Origin of the sequence: Silvanigrella sp. (assembly GCF_044369315.1) — a bacterium.
In the GTDB taxonomy this organism is placed as follows: domain Bacteria; phylum Bdellovibrionota_B; class Oligoflexia; order Silvanigrellales; family Silvanigrellaceae; genus Silvanigrella.
On record NZ_JBIPMD010000025.1, the window covers coordinates 1 to 24,569 of the forward strand.

The 24,569-nt window shown below is 29.1% G+C and carries 18 protein-coding genes and 1 pseudogene; 12 read left to right on the forward strand and 7 right to left on the reverse strand.

Features of this window, described 5'->3' with window-relative positions; translation table 11 throughout:
- The 4 genes and pseudogenes from ACIQ56_RS03920 to ACIQ56_RS03935 all read left to right on the forward strand — a co-directional run.
- A pseudogene (locus tag ACIQ56_RS03920) lies at positions 1-215 on the forward strand (hypothetical protein); the annotation flags it as partial.
- A gap of 25 nt (positions 216-240) precedes the next feature.
- A complete protein-coding gene (locus ACIQ56_RS03925) occupies positions 241-2,124 on the forward strand; it encodes a hypothetical protein (protein WP_397599767.1) in 1,884 nt (627 codons plus the stop codon).
- 10 nt (positions 2,125-2,134) lie between these two features.
- Entirely contained in the window at positions 2,135-2,602 is a 468-nt protein-coding gene (locus ACIQ56_RS03930) for a hypothetical protein (RefSeq protein WP_397599768.1), read from the forward strand.
- 86 nt (positions 2,603-2,688) lie between these two features.
- The gene (locus ACIQ56_RS03935) at positions 2,689-4,317 is read left to right on the forward strand and encodes an ATP-binding protein (RefSeq protein ID WP_397599769.1); all 1,629 of its coding nucleotides are present in this window, start codon (positions 2,689-2,691) and stop codon (positions 4,315-4,317) included.
- Here the strand turns inward: ACIQ56_RS03935 and ACIQ56_RS03940 are convergent.
- Both ACIQ56_RS03940 and ACIQ56_RS03945 read right to left on the reverse strand, forming a co-directional pair.
- Complete coding sequence (locus ACIQ56_RS03940; protein WP_397599770.1) at positions 4,307-6,040, reverse strand: M14 family metallopeptidase; 1,734 nt, start codon at positions 6,038-6,040, stop codon at positions 4,307-4,309. The two genes, ACIQ56_RS03935 and ACIQ56_RS03940, sit on opposite strands and share 11 nt — an antisense overlap.
- 27 nt (positions 6,041-6,067) lie before the next feature.
- Positions 6,068-6,781 carry a YebC/PmpR family DNA-binding transcriptional regulator gene (locus ACIQ56_RS03945; RefSeq protein ID WP_397599771.1) on the reverse strand — a complete coding sequence of 238 codons (714 nt, stop codon included), beginning with the start codon at positions 6,779-6,781 and terminating at the stop codon, positions 6,068-6,070.
- 348 nt (positions 6,782-7,129) lie between these two features.
- Between ACIQ56_RS03945 and ACIQ56_RS03950 the strand changes: the two genes are divergently transcribed.
- Together ACIQ56_RS03950 and ACIQ56_RS03955 are read left to right on the forward strand one after the other, a co-directional pair.
- Entirely contained in the window at positions 7,130-8,461 is a 1,332-nt protein-coding gene (locus tag ACIQ56_RS03950; RefSeq protein WP_397599772.1) for a thiolase family protein, read from the forward strand.
- A gap of 22 nt (positions 8,462-8,483) precedes the next feature.
- On the forward strand, positions 8,484-10,649 hold the full coding sequence (locus ACIQ56_RS03955) for a 3-hydroxyacyl-CoA dehydrogenase NAD-binding domain-containing protein (protein ID WP_397599773.1): 2,166 nt from the start codon (positions 8,484-8,486) through the stop codon (positions 10,647-10,649).
- Between the two features lie 44 nt (positions 10,650-10,693).
- Here the strand turns inward: ACIQ56_RS03955 and ACIQ56_RS03960 are convergent, their stop codons facing one another.
- Positions 10,694-11,266: a TetR/AcrR family transcriptional regulator gene (locus ACIQ56_RS03960; RefSeq protein ID WP_397599774.1), complete on the reverse strand. Its 573-nt coding sequence runs from the start codon at positions 11,264-11,266 to the stop codon at positions 10,694-10,696.
- Positions 11,267-11,399: 133 nt separating this feature from the next.
- On the opposite strand from ACIQ56_RS03960, the gene ACIQ56_RS03965 reads away from it, so the two are divergent.
- From ACIQ56_RS03965 to ACIQ56_RS03975, 3 genes are all read left to right on the forward strand, one after another.
- Positions 11,400-11,873 carry a nuclear transport factor 2 family protein gene (locus tag ACIQ56_RS03965; protein ID WP_397599775.1) on the forward strand — a complete coding sequence of 158 codons (474 nt, stop codon included), beginning with the start codon at positions 11,400-11,402 and terminating at the stop codon, positions 11,871-11,873.
- A 358-nt stretch (positions 11,874-12,231) separates the two neighbouring features.
- On the forward strand, positions 12,232-12,993 hold the full coding sequence (locus ACIQ56_RS03970; RefSeq protein WP_397599776.1) for a carbonic anhydrase: 762 nt from the start codon (positions 12,232-12,234) through the stop codon (positions 12,991-12,993).
- 314 nt (positions 12,994-13,307) lie between these two features.
- A complete protein-coding gene (locus tag ACIQ56_RS03975) occupies positions 13,308-14,957 on the forward strand; it encodes an alpha/beta fold hydrolase (RefSeq protein ID WP_397599777.1) in 1,650 nt (549 codons plus the stop codon).
- An 18-nt stretch (positions 14,958-14,975) separates the two neighbouring features.
- On the opposite strand, the gene hrpB is transcribed toward ACIQ56_RS03975, so the two are convergent.
- From hrpB to coaD, 4 genes are read right to left on the reverse strand one after another with little or no spacing between them, the layout of a single operon-like run.
- Positions 14,976-17,573, reverse strand: a complete 2,598-nt coding sequence (gene hrpB / locus ACIQ56_RS03980; RefSeq protein ID WP_397599778.1) for an ATP-dependent helicase HrpB — start codon at positions 17,571-17,573, stop codon at positions 14,976-14,978.
- Positions 17,574-17,585: 12 nt separating this feature from the next.
- Positions 17,586-18,368, reverse strand: coding sequence for a TatD family hydrolase (locus ACIQ56_RS03985; protein ID WP_397599779.1), 783 nt, complete (start codon positions 18,366-18,368; stop codon positions 17,586-17,588).
- 19 nt (positions 18,369-18,387) lie between these two features.
- Entirely contained in the window at positions 18,388-19,551 is a 1,164-nt protein-coding gene (locus ACIQ56_RS03990; RefSeq protein ID WP_397599780.1) for an acyl-CoA dehydrogenase family protein, read from the reverse strand.
- Between the two features lie 17 nt (positions 19,552-19,568).
- Entirely contained in the window at positions 19,569-20,510 is a 942-nt protein-coding gene (coaD, locus tag ACIQ56_RS03995; protein ID WP_397599781.1) for a pantetheine-phosphate adenylyltransferase, read from the reverse strand.
- 170 nt (positions 20,511-20,680) lie between these two features.
- Here coaD and ACIQ56_RS04000 point away from each other — a divergent pair, with 170 nt between their 5' ends.
- The 3 genes from ACIQ56_RS04000 to ACIQ56_RS04010 all read left to right on the forward strand — a co-directional run bounded on the left by ACIQ56_RS04000 (position 20,681) and on the right by ACIQ56_RS04010 (position 23,892).
- A complete protein-coding gene (locus ACIQ56_RS04000; RefSeq protein ID WP_397599782.1) occupies positions 20,681-21,172 on the forward strand; it encodes a hypothetical protein in 492 nt (163 codons plus the stop codon).
- A gap of 174 nt (positions 21,173-21,346) precedes the next feature.
- On the forward strand, positions 21,347-22,918 hold the full coding sequence (locus ACIQ56_RS04005) for an APC family permease (RefSeq protein ID WP_397599783.1): 1,572 nt from the start codon (positions 21,347-21,349) through the stop codon (positions 22,916-22,918).
- A 278-nt stretch (positions 22,919-23,196) separates the two neighbouring features.
- A complete protein-coding gene (locus tag ACIQ56_RS04010) occupies positions 23,197-23,892 on the forward strand; it encodes a class I SAM-dependent methyltransferase (RefSeq protein ID WP_397599784.1) in 696 nt (231 codons plus the stop codon).
- Positions 23,893-24,569 lie beyond the last annotated feature (677 nt).

Consider the following 24,569-nt stretch of genomic DNA (forward strand, 5'->3'; position numbering starts at 1 on the left):
TAGGGAAAGTGCCACAGGATATGAGAATGGAGAAAGATGAAATTTTAGATGGCCCCTCTGTTGCTAAGGCCTGTGGTGAAAATGCAAGTTATTTTGACGACAATGAAAAATTGCTTGAGACCCTAAAACAACAAGTCAGTCCAGGTGATACAATTGTATTCATGTCGAGTGGATCATTTGATGGAATACCTTATCGCTTTGCGAACGGGCTTTAGGGAATAACTTAACAAGGATAATGAAATGTCTTGTTTTGGTAAGAACGCTAAATTCATTTTTATCATTGTTATGTTCGTTTTAAATAATTCTTGTGCTAGTAAAACAAATTTAAATACAAGTGCAGATTCAATTCATTTGCCGATTGAAAAAAATGAAACGGACAAAGAAATAAATAGCAATAAAGATCCTCCAACCACTGTATCTCCTTATGCTCAAAATCGGATAAATAAAATAATCCAAAATTTTGAAGCTAACAAATTATCTTCATCAGATGCAGATGAAGCATTTTTACTTGGTAAAATATTTGAAGAAAAAAGAAATTACATCATTGCTGAAAAACTATATACAGCCTCTTTTTTTACAAACAAAACATTAATATGTGGAATTAATCTAACGAATACCCTTATTAATCTTAAAAAAAATGAAAAAGCTCTTGAAATTGCATTAAAACTAGAAGTTCTTTTTCCACAAAAACCTGATATCGAAATTTTAATTGCTTCGGTTTATCAATTGAATGGTGATTATAATTCTTTAATTACGACCCTTGAAAGAGCTTATAAAAAATATCCAAATAATGAAGCAATTGTTATTTTTTATGCTTCAAATATAAAAAATAATAAAAAAAGAATTTTAGAAAATTTTTTATCAAAGAATCCTAAGTCAACAAATGTAATGTTAGCTTTAGCACAAAAATATTATACGGAAAAAAATAATATGAGTGCTTTAAAATATGCAAAAAACGCTTACTTATTAGACTCTGAAAATATAGAAATAATTACAATTATCGCAAAAATTGAGCAAAATTTAAAAAACTATTCTGAAGCAGAAAAATATTTTAAATTGGCTTTTGAAAAAGAATCGGACAATAATTTAAATGCACAAAACTATGTAAATATTCTATTGTATCAAAAAAAGTTACAAGAAGCTTTATCTATACTATTAAAATTAGAGGCAAGCTCTGATGAGCATATCCCATTTCCTCCTGAGTTTTCTTTTCAAATTTCCAAAATTTTAATTGTCAATAAAGATTTTAAAGGTGCTTCTAAAAGATTGGTAGAACTTTCAAAGGAGAAGTATAATAATTCAGTCATTATGTATTATCTTGCAATATGTAGTGAAGGTCAACGTAAATTTAATGAAGCAATTGATTATTTAAATAAAATAACTCAAGAAAGCGAATTATACCACGATTCTAAAAAGGCAAAAATATTAATATACATTAATTCAAATAATAAAGAAGAAGCTGAAAAAAATATTAAAAGTTTTGAAATTTCAGAAAGTAACATTGCAGAAGATACCATATTTAAAGCAAATATTTTAGCATTTTATTTACATTATAAAGAAGCGGTTGAAATCATAAATACGTCTCTCAAAAAAGTACCAGAAGCAAAAGAATTATACTTAAAAAAAGCTGAATATTTAAGATATGCAGAATCGGAAGAGGCTTCTCTGCAATTTGCAGAACAAATATATATAAAATGGCCCAATTATGGAGATGGTTTAAATTTTCTTGGTTATACTTTAGTGGAGCGGAATCAAAAAATAGAATATGCTCGTAAAATACTCCATAAGGCTGTCACGATTAATCCGAAAAATGGTTTTTATTTAGATTCATTAGGCTGGCTTTATTTTCAAAAAAATGATTTAAAAAACTCATTAAAATATATTCAAGAGGCATTGAAATTCGAACCAGAAGAGCCTGTTATTATTTATCATTTGGCTCTAGTCCAACTTAAAGAACAGCAATTTGAAAAATCTTTAAAAAATTTGGAAATGACTAGCAAAATTTTATCAGACATGCTTCCTTATCAGTTGGAGTCGGACCCAGAACTTGGAAAAATATCGAAGGGTATTGCTTCAAAAATAATGGAAATAAAAAAATTAATTGAAACTCAAAAAAAAACTTAACTAGGATTTTATGAATAACTCATCTTTAATTCTCCCTAATCTTTATGAAGTACTTAATTATGAAATTAAAATTGATAAAATAGATTGGTCTATTGTTACAAAATTTGCAGAAAATTGGAAACTATCTGTGGCCGATGCTCTTCTTGATTTAAATTATATTGATGAGTCTACTCTAGCAAGATGTCTTGCTCGTTCACATAATTTGCCATACATTCCTTCAAATCAATTAAAATATGATTTTTCCGAAGTCAGTCTAGAAAACTTTGATGATCTCATGAGTGTTGGTGCTGCCCCATTAGAAGAATATAGACTTGCCATTTGCAATCCTTATGATGATCATCGAGGCTATTTAGATAATAAATTTTGTGAACGAGAAATGATTGTAACAGAAAGGTCGTCAATCATCGAAGCTTTAAGAAAACATGGGTTTAATGAATGGATCGATGATGACAACCAAATCGTAAACGAAAAGGAATAGTTTTGCTCTTCGTTATGAATTATTTTAATTTTTAGATTTAATTTCATTTTTATTAACTTTTATGCTTTTAAATAAAGAGGTTTTCTTTGGTTAAAGAATTAAAAGATGAGCTTGATTATAAATCTTTATGCGACTTATTGCCCATGTCGTATGTTATCTTAGATGATAATTTAGTGATAAAATCGGCAAGCAATCAGTTTGTTAACTTATTGAATATGAAACGACATTTGATTGTTAGATTTAATCTATTTTATTTTTTCAAAATAAATTTGCACATGGAAGAAGATTCAGGAATAGAGAATTTAAAATTATCCTTAGATAAAGTTCTTAATGAACATACAGAAGAATTTATGGATATTCAAAAATTTAATATTAAGGTGAATCTAAATGGAATTCAAACTCAAGTTTTAAAATATTGGAAAGTTTCAAATTTACCTATATTTGATAGAAATAAAAAATTAAATTATATCATTATGAAAATTGATGATGTAACAGATAGTGTGAAATTAAAATTAATGAGTTTAGATCAAAATAAGTATTTTTTAAGAACAAGATATCAGACAGATTTAAAAGAAAAAATTCAACGTTCGCAAAAAATGGAATCCATTGGGCAACTTGCTGGTGGGATTTCTCACGATATTAATAATATGCTTACAATAGTTAATTTAAACTGTGATATTATTCTAAATTCATCACAAAATATATCTCCTGTCGTAAAAAAACAAACAGAACAAATTAAAAAAACATCAAAACATGCTGCTAAATTATTACAACAAATTTTAAGTTTTAGTAAAAAACAAAGAGTGAATTTAATATCGCTCAATATTAATTTAATTATTGAAGATATTGATAGAATGTTAATAAGATTATTACCAGAAAATATGCAATTAAAAAAAGATCTATCAATTGAAATTGAAAATGTTTTGGCTGATCCTGCTCATATTGAACAAGTTATTTTAAATTTAATTATCAATGCTAGAGATGCTATTGGTGAGATTGGTCTTATTAAAATTGAAACCTCAAATAAAGAAATTCTGGAAGATACTGCTTTGGGTAGCCATTTTCTGAAAGCGGGTCATTATGTTGTTTTATCAGTAATTGATAATGGAGTTGGAATGGATTCAAATGTTCAAGCAAGAATTTTTGAACCTTTCTTCTCTACAAAAGAAGAGGGTAAAGGAACAGGACTCGGTTTAGCAACAATATATTCTATAGTTGAGCAATATAAAGGTTCTATAGTAGTCCATAGTGAATTAGGAAAAGGTACGACATTTCAAATTTATTTTCCAGCTACTGATTTAAAATTAAATTCTTTACAATTAGACGAACAAAATAATATAAATTTTGAAGGTAAAGAAAAAATACTCGTAGTAGAAGATAAAGAAGAGTTAAGTGAATCTATTTCGAATTCTTTAAAAATATTTGGATATGATGTTTATTTAGCTAAAAATGGATACGAAGCAATTGAAATTTTAAAAAACAAAGGAAATGAAGTTAAATTAGTAATTACAGATATCATAATGCCATTATTTAGTGGAAAAAATTTAGCAGATTCAATAGCACAATTATTTCCTGAAATGAAAATAATATTTTTGACAGGTCATACCGAGGATATTCTTTTGAGAAATGAATTTTCTAGAGATAGTTCCTTATTAATTGAAAAGCCTTTTTTATTAAAACAATTATTAATAAAAATAAAAGAAGTTATTCATTAACAAATTTAGCATAATATTCCCCTAAATGAGAAAAGCTAACTTTAAATATAGCACTGAATTTGCTTTTTTCATTTTCGGTTTGAAAAGGAATTTTAATTGTTTTCGTGGTATATAAATTTGTTCCAATGTCAACAGAATTTATCCATCCATTAATAATGGGGGAATATCCTGCAAGTGGATCTATTTGATAAATAGAATTTCCAATAAGAGTAGCATTTTTAATATCAAGTACTTCAATTATAATTTTTTTGGAGCCCTGTGATCGGCTTCTCGCTTCAGAAACAAAAGTAGGTAAAAATCCATCATTGGAAATAGTTAATTCAGCATATTTTAAATTACTTGTACTTTCTTTTGATAAGTTAACAGAAACATTTGGTAAAGGTGCAATATCAACAAATAAAGATAAAAGTGGAACTTGATTTTGAATGACTTCATGAATTAATTTTTGTGGAGGGTTATTAATTCCAAAAAAAGTGGGAATTTCAGAAATTTCAACCTCTCCAAGTTGTTTATGATTGTATTTTTTCCAAGAATTTCCAAACATAATTCCTTGATTTTCATCACGGTCATACTCATAAACACTTCGCCATTCTTTTTTCGACCAAAAATCATATCTATTTATAAATGGCCTTTCATTTCTACCAATTCTTTGTGGGAGATCCCATAATTCACAAACGTAACAATAAGCCCCTAAGGAGTGATATGCATAGGAAGAGAGGCAGCCTTGTAATGGTTTTCCTGGAATATAAGTAAATTCTTTGTGACCGCTTACAGATGGATAGCCTGTGATTTCTTCTAGTTTTTTATCAAGAGTTTGGTAGATACTTCTATCTAAAATATTCATTTCACAGTCATCTTTAGATTCTAAAGGACGAATAAATACGCCACCAAAAGAGTGATAATTTAGCCAAAAATATATTTGGGGTATTTTGGAAGAAAAATCGGCAATTGCTCTGCTTTCAATTTCGGATAAAGAAATTTTACCACTTTTATTTTCAGTATAATTTGGAGCCCATTCAACTGGAAAATTACGATTTAAATCAATTTCATTATCACCTAAATTTAGTGCGAATGGTATATTTAGACCATCATAATTTTCTATCATTCCTTCCGGAAAAATATTATAAAAAGGCTCTTTGTCTCCAAGCTCTCTTCGTCTCATTAATTCTGGATATTTTTCATCACAAACCCAAATCCCAGAACTGGTTTTTTTTCTCATCAATCCAATTCGTTTTTTATTTTTAAAAAGATCATAACCATTGTCTTTTGTTTCTTTATCAACTAAACATTGACGATTCCAAAAAGTTCCTTTTTCAATCTTACTTCTAGAATCACGAGCATTACTTCTACTTCGTTTTCCTTCTGTAAAATATTGTTCCGCTCCATCAGGACAAATTCGAGGAACAAAAACATAGTTAACAGAATAAAACTTTGATTCATTAAATATAAGTTTTTGAATTAAGTTTTCGATATGAGCCAAAACTGCATTTGTACCAATCAATTCATTGGAATGCATATTTGCATCAATCCATATAGTAGGCTGATCTATCTTTTTTCCTTTTGGATAAACTCTTAAAGCAATAATGAATCTATTTTCAAGGGTTTTTGCAAGTTCTATTTTTTCAAATTCAATTTTTTTTGGTATTTGTTTACAAAGGTTATCTATGTCAGAAATCATTTCATTATAAGTTAAATATTTATTTGTAAAATAATACTTTGACATAAAATTTCCTTTAATCAAAATAAATTATTATTCTTGAATATCAAAATTATGATAAACGTTTTGAACATCATCATGTTCTTCTAATTTATCAACAAGTTCTAAAGCTTGTTTTGCATTATCTCCTGATAAGGAAACAAGATTGTCTGGAATTAATTCAAGACCTGCTTTTTCAAAGGGGATGTCAGCATTTATTAAAGCTTCCCGGATAGTAGCAAAGTTTACAACTTCAGTATATACGGTTGTATAATTATCTTCGGTAATAATATCTTCAGCTCCTGCTTCAAGAGCAACTTCCATAATTTTATCTTCTGAAACTTTTGAGGAATCTATTACAAAAACACCACGTTTTTTGAACATCCAAGCAACGACACCCATTTCACCCATATTGCCACCATTTTTTTGAAAAATACGACGCAATTCAGGGTGTGTTCTATTTCGGTTATCTGTAAGAACTTCTATCATAATAGCAGAACCATTTGGCCCATAGCCTTCATAAGTAATTTCTTCAAAACTCATGCCTGTCATTTCTCCAGAGCCTTTTTTAATTGCTCTTTCAATATTTTCTTTTGGCATACTATTGTCTTTTGCCTTATTCACTGCCGATCTTAAAGCAGCATTCGAATTCAAGTCGCTTCCTGCTCTTGCGGAAACCATGATTTCTCTTGCTAATTTTGTAAAAAGACGTCCTTTTGCTGCTGCACTAGAGGCCATTCGCCCTGCAATTGTGTTATGACGACCCATAATAGATTCCTTAAATATAAAGTTTAAATTAATTTATGCTATTAGCATTTGCGATGACAAACGTTAAAGCTATAGGTGATTTACCACTTTGATTAAAGATTGAAAAGGGCTAACTAAAGACGAATTCAAAGCTTTATAGTGATAAAATCAATTATTAAAAATGAATAAAGTAAAAAAACAAAATAGAAACCAAATTAAAATCATTCTGTTTATTTAAATTATTTAACTTAACAATGCAGAGTAGAAAAAAATTCTAAATTTAAAAAATTTGGGGCTTATGAAAAGTTCTGATACTGTTATCACCATAATATTAGAGGACTTGGGTTTAATCATGAATGAGGTGAATGAATGGAAAATAATGAGAGCACTGAGAACAGTACGAAAAAAAGTTCAAGTTCTAAAAAAGAAAGAGTTGTCGTTGTAAGTACTGTGAGAACTCCATTTGTAAAATCTTTTGGAGTTTTTGAACAAGAAACGGCACTCTCATTAAGTTTAAGAGTCGCTAGTGAAGTTATCTCTAAAACGGGTGTTCAGGCATCTGATATTGATGAATGTATTTGGGGAGTCGTGATTCCACAAACTAAAAATGCAAATTTGGCTCGTGAAATTGTTTTATTTTCAGGGCTTCCAACTACAATAGCAGGGTTTACATTAAATAAAGCTTGTAACTCTTCTCTACAGACAGCGGAAATTGCCGCAGATAGAATTTTACTTGGAAAAAATAAATTGGTTTTAGCTGGGGGAGTTGAAGTTTTATCCGATGTTCCCATTCCTTTTTCAGATGAAGCTCGTCGTTTTTTAACTAAAATGTCTAGAGCAAGATCATTTAAAGAAAGACTTTCCCTTATTGGTAGTGTGAATCCAAAATGGTTTTTACCTAAACCTCCCGCTCTTGCAGAACCTTTTACAGGGTTAACAATGGGCGAGCATGCAGAAATAATGACAGTTAAAAATAATGTTTCTCGTGGAAGACAAGATGAATTAGCATATAAAAGCCATATTAATGCGGCTTCTGCAATCGAAGCTGGACATTTAAAGGATGAAATTGTTCCTGTGTGGACAGGAAAAGATAAAAATATATTTGTTGATAAAGATAATATGGTAAGAGCTGATACTTCTATAGAATCTATGACAAAATTAAAACCTGTTTTTGACAAACGTAACGGAACGATAACAGCTGCAAATTCAAGTCCCTTAACAGATGGAGCCGCTGTCGCATTATTAGCAAGTGAAAGTTACGTTAAAGAAAAAAAATTACCTTATCTTGGTTATATTGTTGATACTGTAACTGTGGCTGTTGATCCAAATGATCAATTATTAATTGGTCCAGCTTATGCTATTCCTAAAATATTAAAGAGAAATAATTTAACAAAAGATGATATTGACATTTTTGAAATTCATGAAGCTTTTGCGGGGCAAGTATTAAGTTGTTTAGATTGTATGAATAACGAAACATTCTGCCGTGAAAAGTTAGATTCCCCTTTATTTGGAACAATTCCACCATCAAAAATTAATATTCAAGGCGGTGCGATTGCAATTGGGCATCCATTTGGCGCAACAGGGGCAAGATTAATTGGAAATGCTCTTCGCATACTAAAAAGAAAAGGTGGCAAATATGCGGTAGTCGCTGTTTGTGCTGCCGGGGGAATTGGGATGGCAATGTTACTTGAATCAAAGTAACAAAAGAAAGGAGAATTTAAAAATGAATTTAACTTCAAAATCAAAAGTCTTTCATTTTTCAATGAAAGATGGAATTTGCATTATAGACATGAACGATGAAGCAAAAGCTGTAAATAGTTTTACCGTTTCCATGCTCGAAGATATCGATGAAAATTTACCAAAAATTTTAGCAAATGATAAAGTAGAAGGAATTGTAATTACTTCATCAAAAAAGAATTGTTTTGCAGCTGGTGCAGATATTTCTATTTTTGAAACGTTTACAAGTAAAGATGCTGGTGAAAGAGGAAGTAAGGAATTGCATCGTATTGTAAATTATTTTGCAAATGCAAAGGTTCCAACGGTAGCCGCAATTCATGGAACCTGTTTAGGTGGTGGTCTTGAACTATCACTCGCTTGTCACTTCCGCATTTGCACAACTCATAAGTCAACACAACTTGGATTACCAGAAGTTCAATTGGGAATTTTGCCAGGAGGAGGTGGTACTCAAAGACTGCCAAGACTAATTGGAATTGCTCAAGCCCTCGATCTTATTCTTACCGGAAAAAAAGTAGACGGAAAAAAAGCTTTGAAACTAGGTCTTGTTGACGATCTTGTTCCCGAAAACCAGTTGCTTGAAAAGGCAATTGCTTTATGCAAGCAAAATAAATTTAGAAAAAGAGTGTTACCTTCTTCATTAGGAATTGTTTCTTCTATGCAAGGAAGCTTTGATTTTCAAAAAATTGCATTAGAAGGAAATCCATTAGGCCGATTTTTAATAACGAAACAAAGTCGTGGCATGGTAATGAAAAGTACCAAAGGACGTTACCCCGCGCCTTTAAAAGCTCTTGAAAGTGTTATGCGTGGTGTTGAAGTTTCATTAGAAAAAGGTTTGGAAATTGAAGCAAAACTTTTTGGAGAATTGGTCATAAGTGAAGAAAGCAGATCGTTAGTTCACATTTTTAATATTATGACAGCGGCGAAAAAAAATCCGTATTCCAAAACGATTCAGGACTCATCTAAAGAACAATATACAAACGATCTCGAGCAAGGAAATTCAACGGTTGGTATTTTAGGTGCGGGATTAATGGGAAATGGTATTGCAACAGTTTTGGCTGAAAAAGATATTAGAAGTGTGATTATTGATAAAGAGTCTTCTGGTTTACAAAGAGGCTTAAAATCTGTTTCTAGTTACTTTGAAGAGCGTTTCAAAAAGAAAAGAATAAAATGGTTTGAGCGGGATTCTAAAGTATATCGAGTGAGTCCCTCACTTGATTTTTCAGTTTTAAAATCTTCACCAATTATTATAGAAGCTGTATTTGAAGATATAAAAATTAAGCACGATGTTTTAAAAAAATGTGAAGACTCTATTCCAAATTCAAATTTTATTTTTGCTACAAACACAAGTAGTTTGCCAATATCAAAAATTGCGGCAACAGCGAAAAATCCAGAAAATGTTGTTGGAATGCATTTTTTTTCTCCCGTTCCCAAAATGCCTTTAGTAGAAATTATTACTACTGAAAAAACGGATCCTAAAGCTGTATCTGCTGTTTTTGATTTAGCAACAATTATGGGAAAACAAATTATTGTTGTAAATGATGGCCCTGGTTTTTACACCACTCGAATTTTAGCATTTCAAATTGCAGAAGCTTTAAATATTTTAGCAGAAGGCGGTAAAATTGAAGATGTAGATGAGGCTATGGAAAAATTTGGTATGCCCGTAGGTCCTATCACTCTTTTAGACGAAGTTGGTATTGATGTTGGTGAGCATATTATAAAAGTATTATTTGAGCCTTTTTCAGATAGACTTAAAGTACCAAAAGAAATTGAAAATATTTCAAAAGAAGGGCGAAAGGGAAGAAAAAATAATAAAGGATTCTATGTTTACTTAGATGGTAAAAAAGAAAAACCAGATGAATCTATTTATAAAAATTTTACGCAAGAGCGTAAAAACTTAGACCATAAAAAAATAGCAGACCGTTGTATGTATGTCTTTTTAAATGAAGCGGCTCGGTGTTTTGATGAAAAAATTATTAAGTCTGAGGATGATGGTGATTTAGGCGCCATATTTGGTCTTGGATTCCCACCATTTTTGGGAGGGCCATTCCATTACGCAAAAGTTTTAGGTAAAAATAAAGTGAAAGAAAAATTAAAAGAACTTAGTGCAAAATATGGAAAAAGATTTGAACCCACTCATTATTGGGATCGATAATTTTTAATTCACGTTTTGAAGTAGTTCCTTTTTTGATCATTTTATTATTTCTTTTTTAAAATGATTAATAAATTTTCTTTTATTAACTGAATATAATTATTTCTTTTAGTCTCGTCTTCAGAAAAAATATGAAAATGATCAAATATAATGCTATTCACTAAGCTAAATATGGTAAAAGCAAAAAACTCTGCTTGATATTTATCTGTTATCTTTCCCTTTTCTTGTAATTTCTCAATTTTTTGAACCCATATTTTGGGGGAAAGTTGACTGCCCCCTGCTATTTCTTGATTAGAATCCTCTAAGTTTTGCCACTGAATTATTCTTGTAATTCTTTTATCTGCTAAATATAGCCCAATTCTTTGAGCTATAATTTTGTCTAAAAAGTTTTCTACTGAATCATACTCTATAAACTCATTGGATTCCTGAATTAAATTATCAGGGATCAAATATAACTTTACTGCTTTCCATAGATCTTGCTTGTTACCTATATGGTGATAAATCAAACTTTGGTTTATCCCAGCAGATTTTGCAATATCGCTAATAGACGTCCCAGAAAACCCTTTATTTACAAAATGTTCTGCCGCAGCCTTTAAAATTTTTGATTTTGTTTTATCCAAACTCTTGTCTCCTTAAAATATTACTTGAACGTTCATTCAATTTTTGTTATTTGGTTATTATCAAATGAACGTTCATTTGAGATACTTCAAACAATATAGACAGTTTGTTTCACTTTCAATAGAGGATAATATTATGAAATCAAAGGTTTTAAGATCAACCGCTTTAATAGGACTAGCCATTTCAACAACTTCGACTACAAGCTTCGCAAACCCTTCCCAAGATCCAAAACAAATTGTAAAAGATGTATTTAAATATGTATTAGAAGATCCAAATTATTCGGAAGAAAAAATATCTAAATATTTTTCAAAAGATTATATTCAACTTGTAGATGGAAAAAGATATAACTACGAAGATTTTTTAGCACACATAAAAAAACAAAAATCACTTTTAAAATCAACAAAAGTTACTTTAAAATATATTCTTTCAGAAAAAGATCAAATCTCATCTGTTCATATTATAGATGCCGTAAAAAAGGATGGAAAAGAAGTTAAAGTTCAAGTTGTTGCATATTACGTAATTAAAAATAATAAACTTGTTTTAGTGGATGAACTTACACATTTAATAAGCGGTGAAGAAGAAGATAAAAAGCTTGGATCTGTTAAATAAATTATAATTATAAAATTGATTGAAACTTTAATCTATGACTGCATTTTTTGAGAAAAAAATGCAGTATTTAAAATTTGAAATATTTATATAATTTAAAAAATAATATAATTAAATCAAAAATTCAATTAACTGGGAATAATAATATCTTTAAAAATAATTGATATTAATTTGTCTATCGCATTAGATTATAACAAAATCTGCAACTTTTAGTCAGTCTTTTTTATTTATAAAAAAGTTTAAATAAACATCGTTTCTTGTATAACTAAATTTTAAATGGTAACTTACAGTAATTTTGTAAAGTATGGATTAAGTTTCCTTTTATAAAATATTTATTGCTATAATTTAAAGGGTTAAGTTTATGAGTTCTCGGTTTTTATTCCCATTATTTTGTTGTTTTTATTTCGCTGGATGTGTTCAGACAAAACATTATAAAAACTCTCAACATCTAGAAATTTATGATGAAAAAAATGAAGATGTGAGTGAAAATAAACTCATAGAGGATTTTAATTCTTGTTCTCATGGGAAAAAACAATCTCCTGTTCATATTGTTACAAGTGAATTAAAAACAAATGCAATGCTGCCTAAAATTATTACAAATTATCATACTTCACCGTTAATAATAAAAAATAATCAGCATACGATAAAAGCAAAATTTGATAATACGAATAGTATTACACTGGGAAAAGTGAAATATTCATTAATACAATTTCACTTGCATGCACCAAGTGAACACAAATTAGATGGCAAATTATCCGACTTAGAACTTCACCTTGTTCATCAAAGTGAATCAGGAGAATATGCTGTGATGGCAATTTTAATGTGCTCTGGAAAGGAAAATCTTGCTTTAAAACAATTTTTCGAAAATTTGCCAAAGGAAGATCATACGATTTTGAATACCAATTTAAAAATAAATTTAAATGATATTTTACCTAGTGACTTATCCTATTATAGTTATTTTGGCTCTTTAACTACCTTTCCTTGCAATGAAAAAGTAAATTGGCTTGTTTTAAAAAATGATGTTGAAGTGTCTGAAGAACAAATACAAAAGTTTAAAACAATTTTTCCCAATAACGCCAGAGATACTCATCCTTTAAATGATAGAGTCGTTGAAACGAATTAAATGTATTTCTTTCTTTTACCAAATAAATTGGGGCTCCTAATTTATTTTCTGAGCTTCAATTTTTTTTTGGTATTCTTTTCGTATTAAATTATTGAATTAATATATAATAACAATGAGTTCTTTCACAGATACTATTTTTGTAGAAATCAAATTTTTTTATAAATATTTAGATTCCCTAAATCAAAAAATTGATAAAAGAATAAAAAGTATATATAAATTAAATATATTTAGTAGTTTCTATATTGACAAAAATTTCTAAACTCTTATCAATTGAAATTGTTTATTTTATTATTTATTTTTAGAGATTGGAAAATATGTTCACAAAAATTTATAATTTTCTTCGTTATTTTATTCCTAATAAATTAAAATCAAATAAAGTATTTAAATATTTTACAAATATTTTAGGTATAGTTATTTTTATTTCGATTATGACATTCTGGGGAATAAATAAGATAAATCTAAAAAAACTAGAAATTTTAGAGAATAAAGTTTTAAATAATATAACAAATACAACATATTTAAATCAATATATTTATAATAAGTGGCATCGATGTGATTATTCTTCGTTTAGCAATATCGAAAAATGTATGAAAATTAAAGTACCACTAAATTGGAATGATAAAAATTCTAAAAAAATTGGAATTTATGTTAAAAAATACGGAAATCCAAAACCAAAAAGAATTGTTGTGTTATTGAGTGGCGGCCCAGGAGGTGTTGGATCTTCTTATACTGATTTGGCAAAAGATTTATATCATAATGATAAAGATCAGTTATTTTTAATTCCAGATCATAGAGGAAGTGGTTTTTCTGAAAATTTGTGGTGTGAAAGAGACAAAAGAGTTTTAAGTATACAAGATATTGATAATAAAAAATTTGAAGCTTGTTTTAAAGATTTAAAAGATAAGTGGAAAAATGATCTTCAATATTTTAATTCTTGGCAAGCAGGAATGGACATTCATGCTATATTAGAAATGTATCCAAATATTCCAGTTTCAATTTATGCTTCCAGTTATGGAACGATATGGGCACAAAGAGTTTTAAGTAAAAAAAATAAAAATATTCAAAAAGTATATTTGGAGTCACCCATATTATTAGGACATGGCAATTTTTATGATCGAAATGTAGAAGATCCTATTAAAGTTTTTTATGATAGTTGTAAGGAATCTCCTTATTGCAGTGAAAAAATGAATTTAAATTCATTTGATGATCTTAAAATTCTTTTTAAAAATGTTCAAAATCATGAACATTGTAGTCATCATTTTCCAAATGAACTTCGAGAAATCATATCAAAAAAGTCTATTTGGCTTTTACAATATAATTATACAGCCCCTTTATTTGCATTTCTAATTTCATCTATAAAAAGTTGTGATGAACACCAAATTAAAAATATTTTTAAATACAAAAATGAAATTAATATTACAGAAATTGGAAATTATAAGTATTCTTCCTATTTACATTACAATATTTTTTGTAATGAAATTACAAATAGAAAATTAACAAAAAATGATAAATATTTGTATAGTAAAAATTCATCAAATCATTTTGGTTTTGTGGACAATTCAGTAGAAAAATGTTCGGCAGTACCTGAATATGAAATTGAAAAAAGTAATTTTTCTTTTTTAAAAGAATCTTCCTATAAAACTTTAATAGTTCATGGAGAGGCGGATACTTCAACAACCCGAGAATTTGCTTTGGCTTTAAAAACTAAATTTTTAGAAGAGAATACAAAGTTTATCTCAATTAAAAAATTAGCTCATATTCCGTTTGCTTTTAGAATAAATTATGATGAATTTTTTGAAGATAAATATCATGAAGCTGAAAAATGTAGATTTCATATTTTATCTGACTTTTTTAAAGATACAAATGATTGGCCTGATTTAACTTGCACTGAAAATATTTACCCGCCCATTTATTCATCAGATAATGCATTAAAACTATACGAAAAAATATTCAACAATATTTGATTTTATATTTTCAAATATTTATTTTTTCTTTCTATTGATTATTTCAGGGAGTTCTGCTGTTTTAGGGTTATCAGGCCAAGAGTGGCGAGGGTATTTTCGCGAAAGTTCTTTTTTTACTTCTAAATAACCACGCTCCCAAAAGCCTGCAAGATCTGTTGTTACTTGAACAGATTGCATATTTGGTGCCAATAAATGGATTACAAGTGGAATGGAACCGTTACAAATACGAGGAGTATCTAAAGTCCCAAAAAAATCTTGTAACCGAGAGGCAGCCCAAGGGGGTTTGTCTTCTTCATAGTAAACTTTTACTTTTCTGCCTTTACCAATTTTAATATGGCTTGGAAATAAATTTGATAATATTTTTTGATCGTCATAAGAAATAAGTTCATCAAGGTATTCATCAAGATTTTTTTCTAAAATTTCTTTAAAGCTTTTTTTATTTTCACATATATGACAAATTAATAATTCAAAGTCTTCATCTAAAAAATTTGGGATATTTATTTTTTCTCCTTTTTGTTTTGCTAATTTAACTCTATTTATTAAAAATTGAAGGGCTTTATCATCTTCAAAGGGTTTAGGCCACATTAATGAAAGTTGTTTTATGAGTGTTTCTTCGTGTTTAGTTGTTTGTTCCTTTATTTGTTTTTCTTCTAAAACAAGTTTGCCATAGACTAATTTTTGATATCCCCTGACTCTCTCATTCTCATTATCCCAGATGTATTCTTCATGTTCTTGAATAAATCCTTCAGGAGCAGCTAAAAGATATTCAGGTTCTATTCCATGACAAATTCGAATTTGGGTAGAGTTCGATTGTGAAAGGGCATTTGCCGATTCTTCTGCATCAATGGCTAATAAGAATTCAGAGTCTTGCACGACGCTTGATGGAGATATATAAGCACCACCACCTAAACATAAATTTATTTCTTTTCGGCCCGAAATATTTTTTTTACTTTGAGAGCGAATTTGACAGACTCTGTCAGGATAACCAGATAAAAGAATAAGACTTAAATTTTCATCAGAGATTGGTTTGAAACAATTTGAAAAAGCAATAGAAAAACTGTGACAAAGTTGTTTTGCCAAATTTTCAATTCGTTTCGTTACATTAAAATCAATAAGATCTTTTTTATATGAAGATATATTTTCTTTTAAATAGATTTTTTTAAATAAATCTATTTGATATTGAATATCTGAGTGAGCAATATCTATAGATTGATTTCCTCTTTTTAAAAAGGGACCTTCATTAATTAAAGAAACAACTAAAATTCCTTGAGCAAGTATATATTTCAATTCCGATTCCACTAAAATGCGCCCAAGTCTAGGATGTAAGGGATATTCAGAAATTTTTATTCCAATTTCAGTTACATTATTATCTTTATCAAATGCGTTTAAATTTTTTAATAAACCAAATGAAGATTCCACATTATTTTTAGAGGGGTTATCAAACCATGGGAATAAATTTTCAAAAGAAGAATCAAAGGTAAAGGATTTTTTTAATTTTTTTTCCATGATTTTTAACTCTAAAATAGTTTGAGTTAAATCGACTCTTTGAATTTCTGGTTTTTGAAAGGGAGATCTCATATTATAATCGAGTTGTGTAAATAATCTTTTTGCAATTCCTGGACTTGTTCTTCCTGCGCGTCCTGCTCTTTGAATACATGAAGCTTGACTTATAGGCATGATATCTAGAGTAGGAAGACCACTCCAACTACCATGTCCTGCAATTTTGGCAACCCCAGAATCAATAACTCCTGTAACGCCATCAATTGTAACCGATGTTTCTGCAACGTTGGTGCTTAAAATAATTTTACGTATATTTGATTTTAAAAATATTTTTTGTTGTTCTTGTATTGAAATATCTGCTTTTAATTGAAATATTTCAAAATTGTATTTGATGCTTAAATCTTTTAAACAATCAGCGCAACGTTTAATTTCAAAGTTACCTGGTAGAAATACTAAAATATGACCTGGGCAAGCATCATTTTTTAAAAGGTCTTCAATTGCTAAAGGAACTAAAGTGAATAGAGATTTATTGGCATCAGATAAATTTAAATATTCATAAGTAACAGGAAAATTTTTTCCTTCAGAAAGGAGGACTTTAGCATTTGGTAAATATTCTTGTAAATTTTGTGTTTCTAAAGTTGCAGACATCACTATAAGTTTGAGATCAGGACGAATAGTGCTTTGCAATAATTTAACTAACATTAAAGCAATATCAGTATGAATATGTCTCTCGTGAAACTCGTCAATAATAACACATGAAATATTTTTTAAACTTGGATCGGAAAGAATGAGTCTTGAAAAAATACCTTCTGTAATATATTTAATTTTTGTTTTAGAGCTTTCTACTTTATCAAATCGTACTTGATATCCAACGGTTTCTCCACATTTTTCATTTAATTCATGGGAAACTCTTTCTGCAGATAGTTTCGTTGCTAATCTTCTTGGTTCTAATACTAAAATTTTTCCATCAAATAAATTTAATAAAGCAGGAGGTACTCTTGTTGTTTTACCCGCTCCTGGAGTTGCTTGAAGTATAAGTGATTTTTCTTTTTTAATATGATTGATGATTTCGGGAATAAGATCATCAATGGGAAGCTTGATAGATTGATTTGACATGAAATAAAAATCCTAGGAAGGAGTATGCATTCTGAAAAAGAGGGACTCCGCATTTTTGACAGTTAATTCTGCGAAATAATCATATTTTACATTGCGAAGTTTTGAAATAAAATCGCATGTGTGATGAACAAATGCGGGTTCGTTTGTCTTGCCTCTTAAGGGGGTTGGTGCAAGATAAGGACTATCTGTTTCAATTAAAATTTTATTTTCAGGAACATATTTCGCTACTTCTTGTAAACTTATTGAATTTTTAAAAGTAACAATTCCTGAAAAAGAAATAAAAAAACCGCAATCAAGAAATTCTTTAGATTCTTCTAAGGTACCTGTAAAACAATGAATCACTCCGGTTAAACCTTTTTTTGAATAGGGAATAATTCTTGTTAAAACCTCTTTATGAGTTTCGCGGACATGGACAACGATAGGAAGTTTTAATTCCAAAGCCATTTGTAAAAAATATTCAAAACACTCAATTTGTTTATTCATTGGGGATAAAGTGTAATGAGCATCTAATCCAATTTCACCAATTCCTACGAGTCTTAAATTATTTTGAGCGATGGGCTTTATTTTTTCTGCTTCTTCGATTGTAAATTTTGAAGCATCATGAGGTTGAATTCCTAAAGTAATATACAACATGTCAGATACTTTTAATTGCTCTTGTGCTAAAATAATAGTTTCTGGATCATAAGCAATATTAATTATTTTTTGTACACCTGCTTTTTTAGCATTTTCTAGAAGAGTTGGAAGATTATCTTTTAATTTATCTGAAACAAGGTGACAATGAGTATCGATTAACATGTAAATATATTTCCTTTAATTATTCGAAAGCAGGAATACCTGTTAATTGCTGACCAACAACAAGTAAATGAATATCGTTTGTTCCTTCATAAGTATAAACCGATTCTAAATTACACATATGGCGCATACAGCGGTATTCTCCACTGATACCATTTGCTCCCAATATATCTCGAGTTGTTCTAGCACAATCAAGAGCTATTTGAACATTATTTTGTTTACCCATGCTTATTTGTGCTGGTTGGACTGTTTTTTCATGCTTGAGTTTTGCTAATTGCATGGCTAATAAATTTCCTTTTGCAATTTCTGTTGCCATTATCACTAACTTACGTTGGATTAATTGGAAAGAAGCTAGTGGTTTGTCAAACATAATTCTTTCTTTTGTATAGGAAAGAGCTTCATTTAAACAATCTTCCGCAGCACCTAAAACACCAAAAATAATTCCAAATCTTGCTTGATTTAAACACATTAAAGCATTTTTTAATCCAACAGTATTTTCAAGCATATTTGATTTCGGAATTCGGCAATTATCAAAATATAAAGATCCTGTTATCGATGCTCGTAAACTTAATTTATGATGAATTTCGGGAGCTGAAAATCCTTTTGTTCCTTTTTCTACAAGAAAACCGCGTATTCCAGATTCCGTTTGAGCCCAAACAATAGCCACATTTGCTATGGGGGCATTGGTGATCCAGGTTTTTGAACCATTTAAAACCCAGTCATCTCCGTCTTTTTTTGCAAATGTTTTCATTCCTGCAGGATTTGAACCAAAATCAGGTTCCGTTAATCCAAAACATCCAATAAATTCACCTTTAGCCATGTGCGGAAGAAACTCACTTTTTTGTTTTTCAGATCCAAATGCATGAATCGCATACATCGCTAAACTGCTTTGTACGCTTGCAAAACTTCTTAGCCCACTATCTCCTCGTTCTAGTTCTTTCATAATGAGGCCATAAGATACTTCGTCTAAACCAGCACAACCATAACCTGTTAAGTTACAGCCAAGTAAACCTAAATTTCCCATTTCTTTTATATATTCTTTTGGAAAATAGCCTTTTTCAAAATTTTCCGTAATATTGGGTTGAAATTTTTCAGTAACAAACTTTCGAACTGTTTCTTTAATTAATTTTTGCGATTCGTCTATATTATCAAAGGCACCTAAAAAATCAGTTGCTTGTACATCCATTTTTCGAACCCCTTATTTTATTTTTTTAAATTTTCATATGCGTGATAAACTTCATCTTCATTAAATAGTTTAATAGATGTTTTTCCTAAATTTTTTGATAAGGAAAGTAAATAAGAAACTCCAGAATCAATTCCATCTGGAAAAATAGCATCTTGCTCAATACAATTTGCTAATATTGCCCAAAGATTATTGATTTCTGTTTGAGGATAATATTTATTTTCTTTGATTTCTTCACGCAGTCTAGATCCATTTTGTTTTAAAAATGTATCAACATATTTAGATGTTTTTACCATAACGGAACGAGAAATTCTTAAGATACGGAATGCTAAAGCAGAAAACAAAAGCTGCAAACATTCAGATAAATCTGTTTCGTTTAAATTGGAAGAATCAATATCAAAGCGGTGAGAGGAACAAACTTCGATGAGATCAAAAATTTGTCCAATAACTCGAACCCAATTTAACATGAGAGCTTGTGCTACAAATTTGGCACCAACGGACTTCACATGAGCTTTGCCCACAACTGTTTTTACATAAGTGGAAGAGCAGTGAAGTAAGTGGTGTGGACATAAAACAGCCCACGTTTGTAACTTTGGATTAATTGCTTGGTTTGAAAAGTATAAGTTAAATTCAGCTTCAAAGTCTGATGTTGAACGGAGTCCACGAATAAGGTGACTGATATTATTTTCTTTTGCATAATCTGCAACGAGACCTTCTTGTGAAGTTACAATCACTTTTTCGCCGACTCGAAAGGGGGGATCCAAAGCCCACCAGTCAATAAAAGGATCGATCGCATGTGCAATCACTCGAGCACGGACTTCAGGTTTAAGTAAACTTTGTTTTGCTGGGTTGATTGCGGAGACAACGTGTACACTTTCAAATACCTCTAATGCAGAGTCGAGTACAAATTGATGTCCATATGTCCATGGATCAAATGAGCCAGCATATACAGATGATTGCATATATATTCCTTAACTTTTTACCAATCAAAATATTTATATATCTTGGTATGCCAAAGATGTGGCGAGTAAAACCGTATTTGAAATTTACCCTAGAGAATATAATTTGAGCAAGGAGTTAAATTAAAATAATATAGGACTAGAATTGATAAATTTCATAATGGGATGGGTGTATGAAAAAAATATTATTTTTTGAAAGCAGTCTCTCTTTGCATAAAGCGATCAAGCTTATTTTATCCAACGTAAATTTATATGAAATTACTATTGTTGATAATCTAATAAAATTTGAAAAAGAAAAAAAATCTCAAATATTTGATCTAATAATCACAAATGTCAACCTTGTAAATATAAACTTATTTAAAAAAAATATGGAATATCAAAATGTATTAATAATGTTCGAAAAATCGGACTCTATAAAAGATTTTGAAAAAGGTGATCATTTTAATTTCATAGAAAAGCCATTTTCAAGTATTGATTTTAAAAAGAAAGTTGATTTTATTTTAGGTGTAGATGATGATTCATTAAGTGTATTAGAACAACAAAATTCATCAGAAAAACTAATACAAAGTTTTGTTAAAGAAACACTGGAGCAATGGCTAAGAGAGCAAGCTCCTCAATTTGCCAAAGATGTTATTCGTGAAGAAATTACCAAATTGATAGGATAAATTGTAACTTTATTTGTTAATTAAGTTTTTGAATTTTTAAAATATTTTTTCTTCTTCTTTAATTCAGAAATATTATTTTTTCAAAGATTGTCAAAAAATAAAAATCAATATACTGTCAACCCCTCAATTTGATAATTACTTTGTAAAATTTAACAAGTAAGGATTTAGTTATAAATGAAAGGACTTAAAAGAGATATCAGCACAACAGCAATTTTAGTTGCTTCTGCGGGAGGTATGGTTGGTAGCGGTTGGTTATTTACCTCTTATTATTCTGCTAAAATTGCGGGAAGTGGAGCCTTAATTTCTTGGCTAATTGCAACTATATTTATGATATTTATTGCATTACCTCTATGTGAGTTAGGAGCAATGTATCCCGTTTCGGGAGGTCTATCCAATTATCCTAAATTCACACATGGAAAAATTGTCGGATTTATTTTTTCATGGCTTATGTGGCTTTCTTATTTGGTGATGATCCCAATTGAAGTTCAAGCTGTTTTACAATATTCGAGTATTTATTGGCCAAATTTATTAAATGCCGATCAAAGTCTTACGTTTTCAGGATATTTTTGTGCTCTGTTTATTATGATATTTTTAGTTATATTGAATAATTTTGGAATAAAAATTATTGTAGAAGTAAACAAATATATATCAATTTGGAAATTTATTATTCCTGTATTAGCAGCCCTAGCATTTATATTTGTGACAAAAAATCCAACTCTCCCTTCTTTTCATTTTGCCTCTGTTGATTCTTGGAATGATATTTTTTCTGCATTGGCTATTGGTGGGATTGCTTTTGCTTTTACAGGATTCCAAAATGGCTTGGTTCTTGCAGGTGAAGTTAAAAATCCACAACGTAACATTCCCATATCTATTTTAGGTGCCATTTTAGTTGGCTTTATTTTATATACTCTTTTGCAATATTCTTTTCTTGTCGGTGTTCCAAAATCAATGTTAGATGCTCAAGGTGGATTTTCTAGCCTTTCTTTTCAAGGAGATGCAGGACCATTGGTCGGGTTGGCTTTGGTATTAGGCCTCGGCATCATTGCAAAACTTTTACTTTTAGATGCGGTTGTTTCTCCATTAGGAACTGCCGTTATTTATACGACGGCGACTTCGCGCATTTTATATGGAATGGCTGAAAATGGATTTTTACCTAAAACGTTACTGAAGCTCAATCGTCATCATATCCCTTATATCACTATAATTGTAAATTTTTGTTTTGGAATGCTGACATTTTTGCCTTTTCCGGGCTGGCAAAAAATGGTCGCATTTTTATCCTCCACAAGTATTTTAACTTACGGCATTGGCGGTATTTGTTTATTAGCTTTTCGAAAACAAAAACCCGATTTGGCAAGACCATTTAAAATGCCGTTTCCTTATCTTATTTCTAATATATCCTTTTTTGTATGTTCATTAATGCTTTATTGGTGTGGTTGGGATAATATTTGGAAGCTATGTATTGCAGTATTTATTGGCCTTTCATTTAGTTTTATTTTTTATAAATCGACAAGAACATTAAAAGCATTTAACGAATTGGGCTGGTTTCTTTTTTATCTAGTATCTATTTTAATGATTTCTTATTTTGGAAATTTTGGTGGAAGCAATCAATTAATTTCACCGTATGATTATGTTTGTTTACTTACTCTTAGCGTAGTTACTTTAAGATGGTCTACCTATACTGCTATAAAATATAATCAGCAAAATCCTGATGAATTGCCTTTTGAAAAAAAATTGGAAAGAGCTTAATTTAAAAATTTACAAAATAATTTTAAATTCTTATTTAATCCTACAAATCAGAAACATGATATAATATATTTTTGCCATTTGTTAAAGACGATTATAATTCGATAAGTAGGATTATCTTATAAATGGTTTTTCTTGAGGCATTTATAGCGATTAATTTTTTTAGCATACAATTATTGATAAAATTCAGAAAATATTTAAAAATCTTAGGTATATTTTAGTTATTAAAAAATTTATTTGCTTTTGAAAAAAATAAGGAAAAAAAATGGAAACCAATCTAAATGCAAATTTTGACAGCTATTTTGAAAAAAAAATGGACAGAATATAAGAATATTATTACTTCAAATATTCTTTTCCACAATGAATTACATTTTTTTCTTTTTAAGACTATTGAAGAATATAGCAAAAAGATAAATAAAAATATTACTCTTATTGATCTTGGATGCGGTGATTCAAGTAATGTAATTTCAGTTTTAAAAAACTTTAAAATTAAAAAATATATCGGAGTTGATAATACGAAATTATCAATAAATTTAAGTTCACAAAACTTACAAGAATTAGATTGTGAAAAAGAATTACATCATAACGAAATGGATGATTTTATTTATAAAATAAGTGATAGTAGTATTGATATTATTTTTTCTAGTTTTGCCCTTCATCACATTAGACATGAGAGAAAAGAAATATTTATAGAAGAATGTAATAAAAAATTAAAAAAAGAAGGAATTTTATTTATTGCAGATCCATTGTTGAATGATAGTAATTGTCAGGATGATTTTATAAATGAATTTGAAAAAAGAATGATAGAAAGTAATTTGAATCCCACTGAAATTAATGAAATGATAAATCATTGTAAAAAATATGACTATCATGAAAAAATTTCATTTTATCATGATTTAAGTTTAAAGGTAAAATGGAGTAGTTTTAATTTATTATTTAGCTCTAATTTTATATCGTTTTTTACATTTATAAATTAATATATTTATCCGATTACTTTTAAAGCATACTCTTTTGCTATGAATTTCGTCATAATTATTTCTTATGTAATTTAACATTTAATCTGAGTTTTAACCTAAAATACTAAGCAAAACTTATATTGCAAAATAAGATCTCAAAATTTCATCTTTTGTTTTTATTGAAATTTATTAAATATATATAAAATAAAAATTAAAAATAATTTTATTTAAATCCGCTTAGAAATAAAAATAAATAAACCACCATAACTTTATTTTGTTTTTTTAAAAGACACTAAAATTTCCAACTTTTTGAGGTTGATTTTTTCCTTGTAAATTATTTTTACAAAATTAAAGATAAACAACATATATATGATTCGTTTTAATTAAATTTTTAACATAAAATTTTTGTAAAAAAATATTTTGAAATTTTCTTGATTCAAATTTTTTTTGATTTAAGTTTTATGAAAGAAGACAAACGCAGTTTTTACTTAGAAAAAGTGAATTATAAATTTGTCTTATTGTTTTTGTTATTAAGATTATTTTTATTCTTACTGGCCAAAATTATTTTGGCCTTATTGATTCATTCATTTTAAGGAGTTTTTTTTTATGGTGCGCCAAGATAAGTGCGTAAGAACCAGTGAGTGCGAATCTCACCCACGTAAAGATTAGCCATCAGCGTGGAAGTAAGCAGTGCGATT

Coding starts and splice junctions, on each gene's coding strand:
- ACIQ56_RS03940 (WP_397599770.1), bottom strand. CDS start 6,040: ATGTCAAAGTATTATTTTACAAATAAATATTTAACTTATAATGAAATG.
- ACIQ56_RS03950 (WP_397599772.1), top strand. CDS start 7,130: ATGGAAAATAATGAGAGCACTGAGAACAGTACGAAAAAAAGTTCAAGT.
- coaD (WP_397599781.1), bottom strand. CDS start 20,510: ATGCAATCATCTGTATATGCTGGCTCATTTGATCCATGGACATATGGA.
- ACIQ56_RS03965 (WP_397599775.1), top strand. CDS start 11,400: ATGAAATCAAAGGTTTTAAGATCAACCGCTTTAATAGGACTAGCCATT.
- ACIQ56_RS03975 (WP_397599777.1), top strand. CDS start 13,308: ATGTTCACAAAAATTTATAATTTTCTTCGTTATTTTATTCCTAATAAA.
- ACIQ56_RS04005 (WP_397599783.1), top strand. CDS start 21,347: ATGAAAGGACTTAAAAGAGATATCAGCACAACAGCAATTTTAGTTGCT.
- ACIQ56_RS03925 (WP_397599767.1), top strand. CDS start 241: ATGTCTTGTTTTGGTAAGAACGCTAAATTCATTTTTATCATTGTTATG.
- ACIQ56_RS04010 (WP_397599784.1), top strand. CDS start 23,197: ATGCAAATTTTGACAGCTATTTTGAAAAAAAAATGGACAGAATATAAG.
- ACIQ56_RS04000 (WP_397599782.1), top strand. CDS start 20,681: ATGAAAAAAATATTATTTTTTGAAAGCAGTCTCTCTTTGCATAAAGCG.
- ACIQ56_RS03930 (WP_397599768.1), top strand. CDS start 2,135: ATGAATAACTCATCTTTAATTCTCCCTAATCTTTATGAAGTACTTAAT.
- ACIQ56_RS03970 (WP_397599776.1), top strand. CDS start 12,232: ATGAGTTCTCGGTTTTTATTCCCATTATTTTGTTGTTTTTATTTCGCT.
- ACIQ56_RS03955 (WP_397599773.1), top strand. CDS start 8,484: ATGAATTTAACTTCAAAATCAAAAGTCTTTCATTTTTCAATGAAAGAT.
- hrpB (WP_397599778.1), bottom strand. CDS start 17,573: ATGTCAAATCAATCTATCAAGCTTCCCATTGATGATCTTATTCCCGAA.
- ACIQ56_RS03945 (WP_397599771.1), bottom strand. CDS start 6,781: ATGGGTCGTCATAACACAATTGCAGGGCGAATGGCCTCTAGTGCAGCA.
- ACIQ56_RS03990 (WP_397599780.1), bottom strand. CDS start 19,551: ATGGATGTACAAGCAACTGATTTTTTAGGTGCCTTTGATAATATAGAC.
- ACIQ56_RS03985 (WP_397599779.1), bottom strand. CDS start 18,368: ATGTTAATCGATACTCATTGTCACCTTGTTTCAGATAAATTAAAAGAT.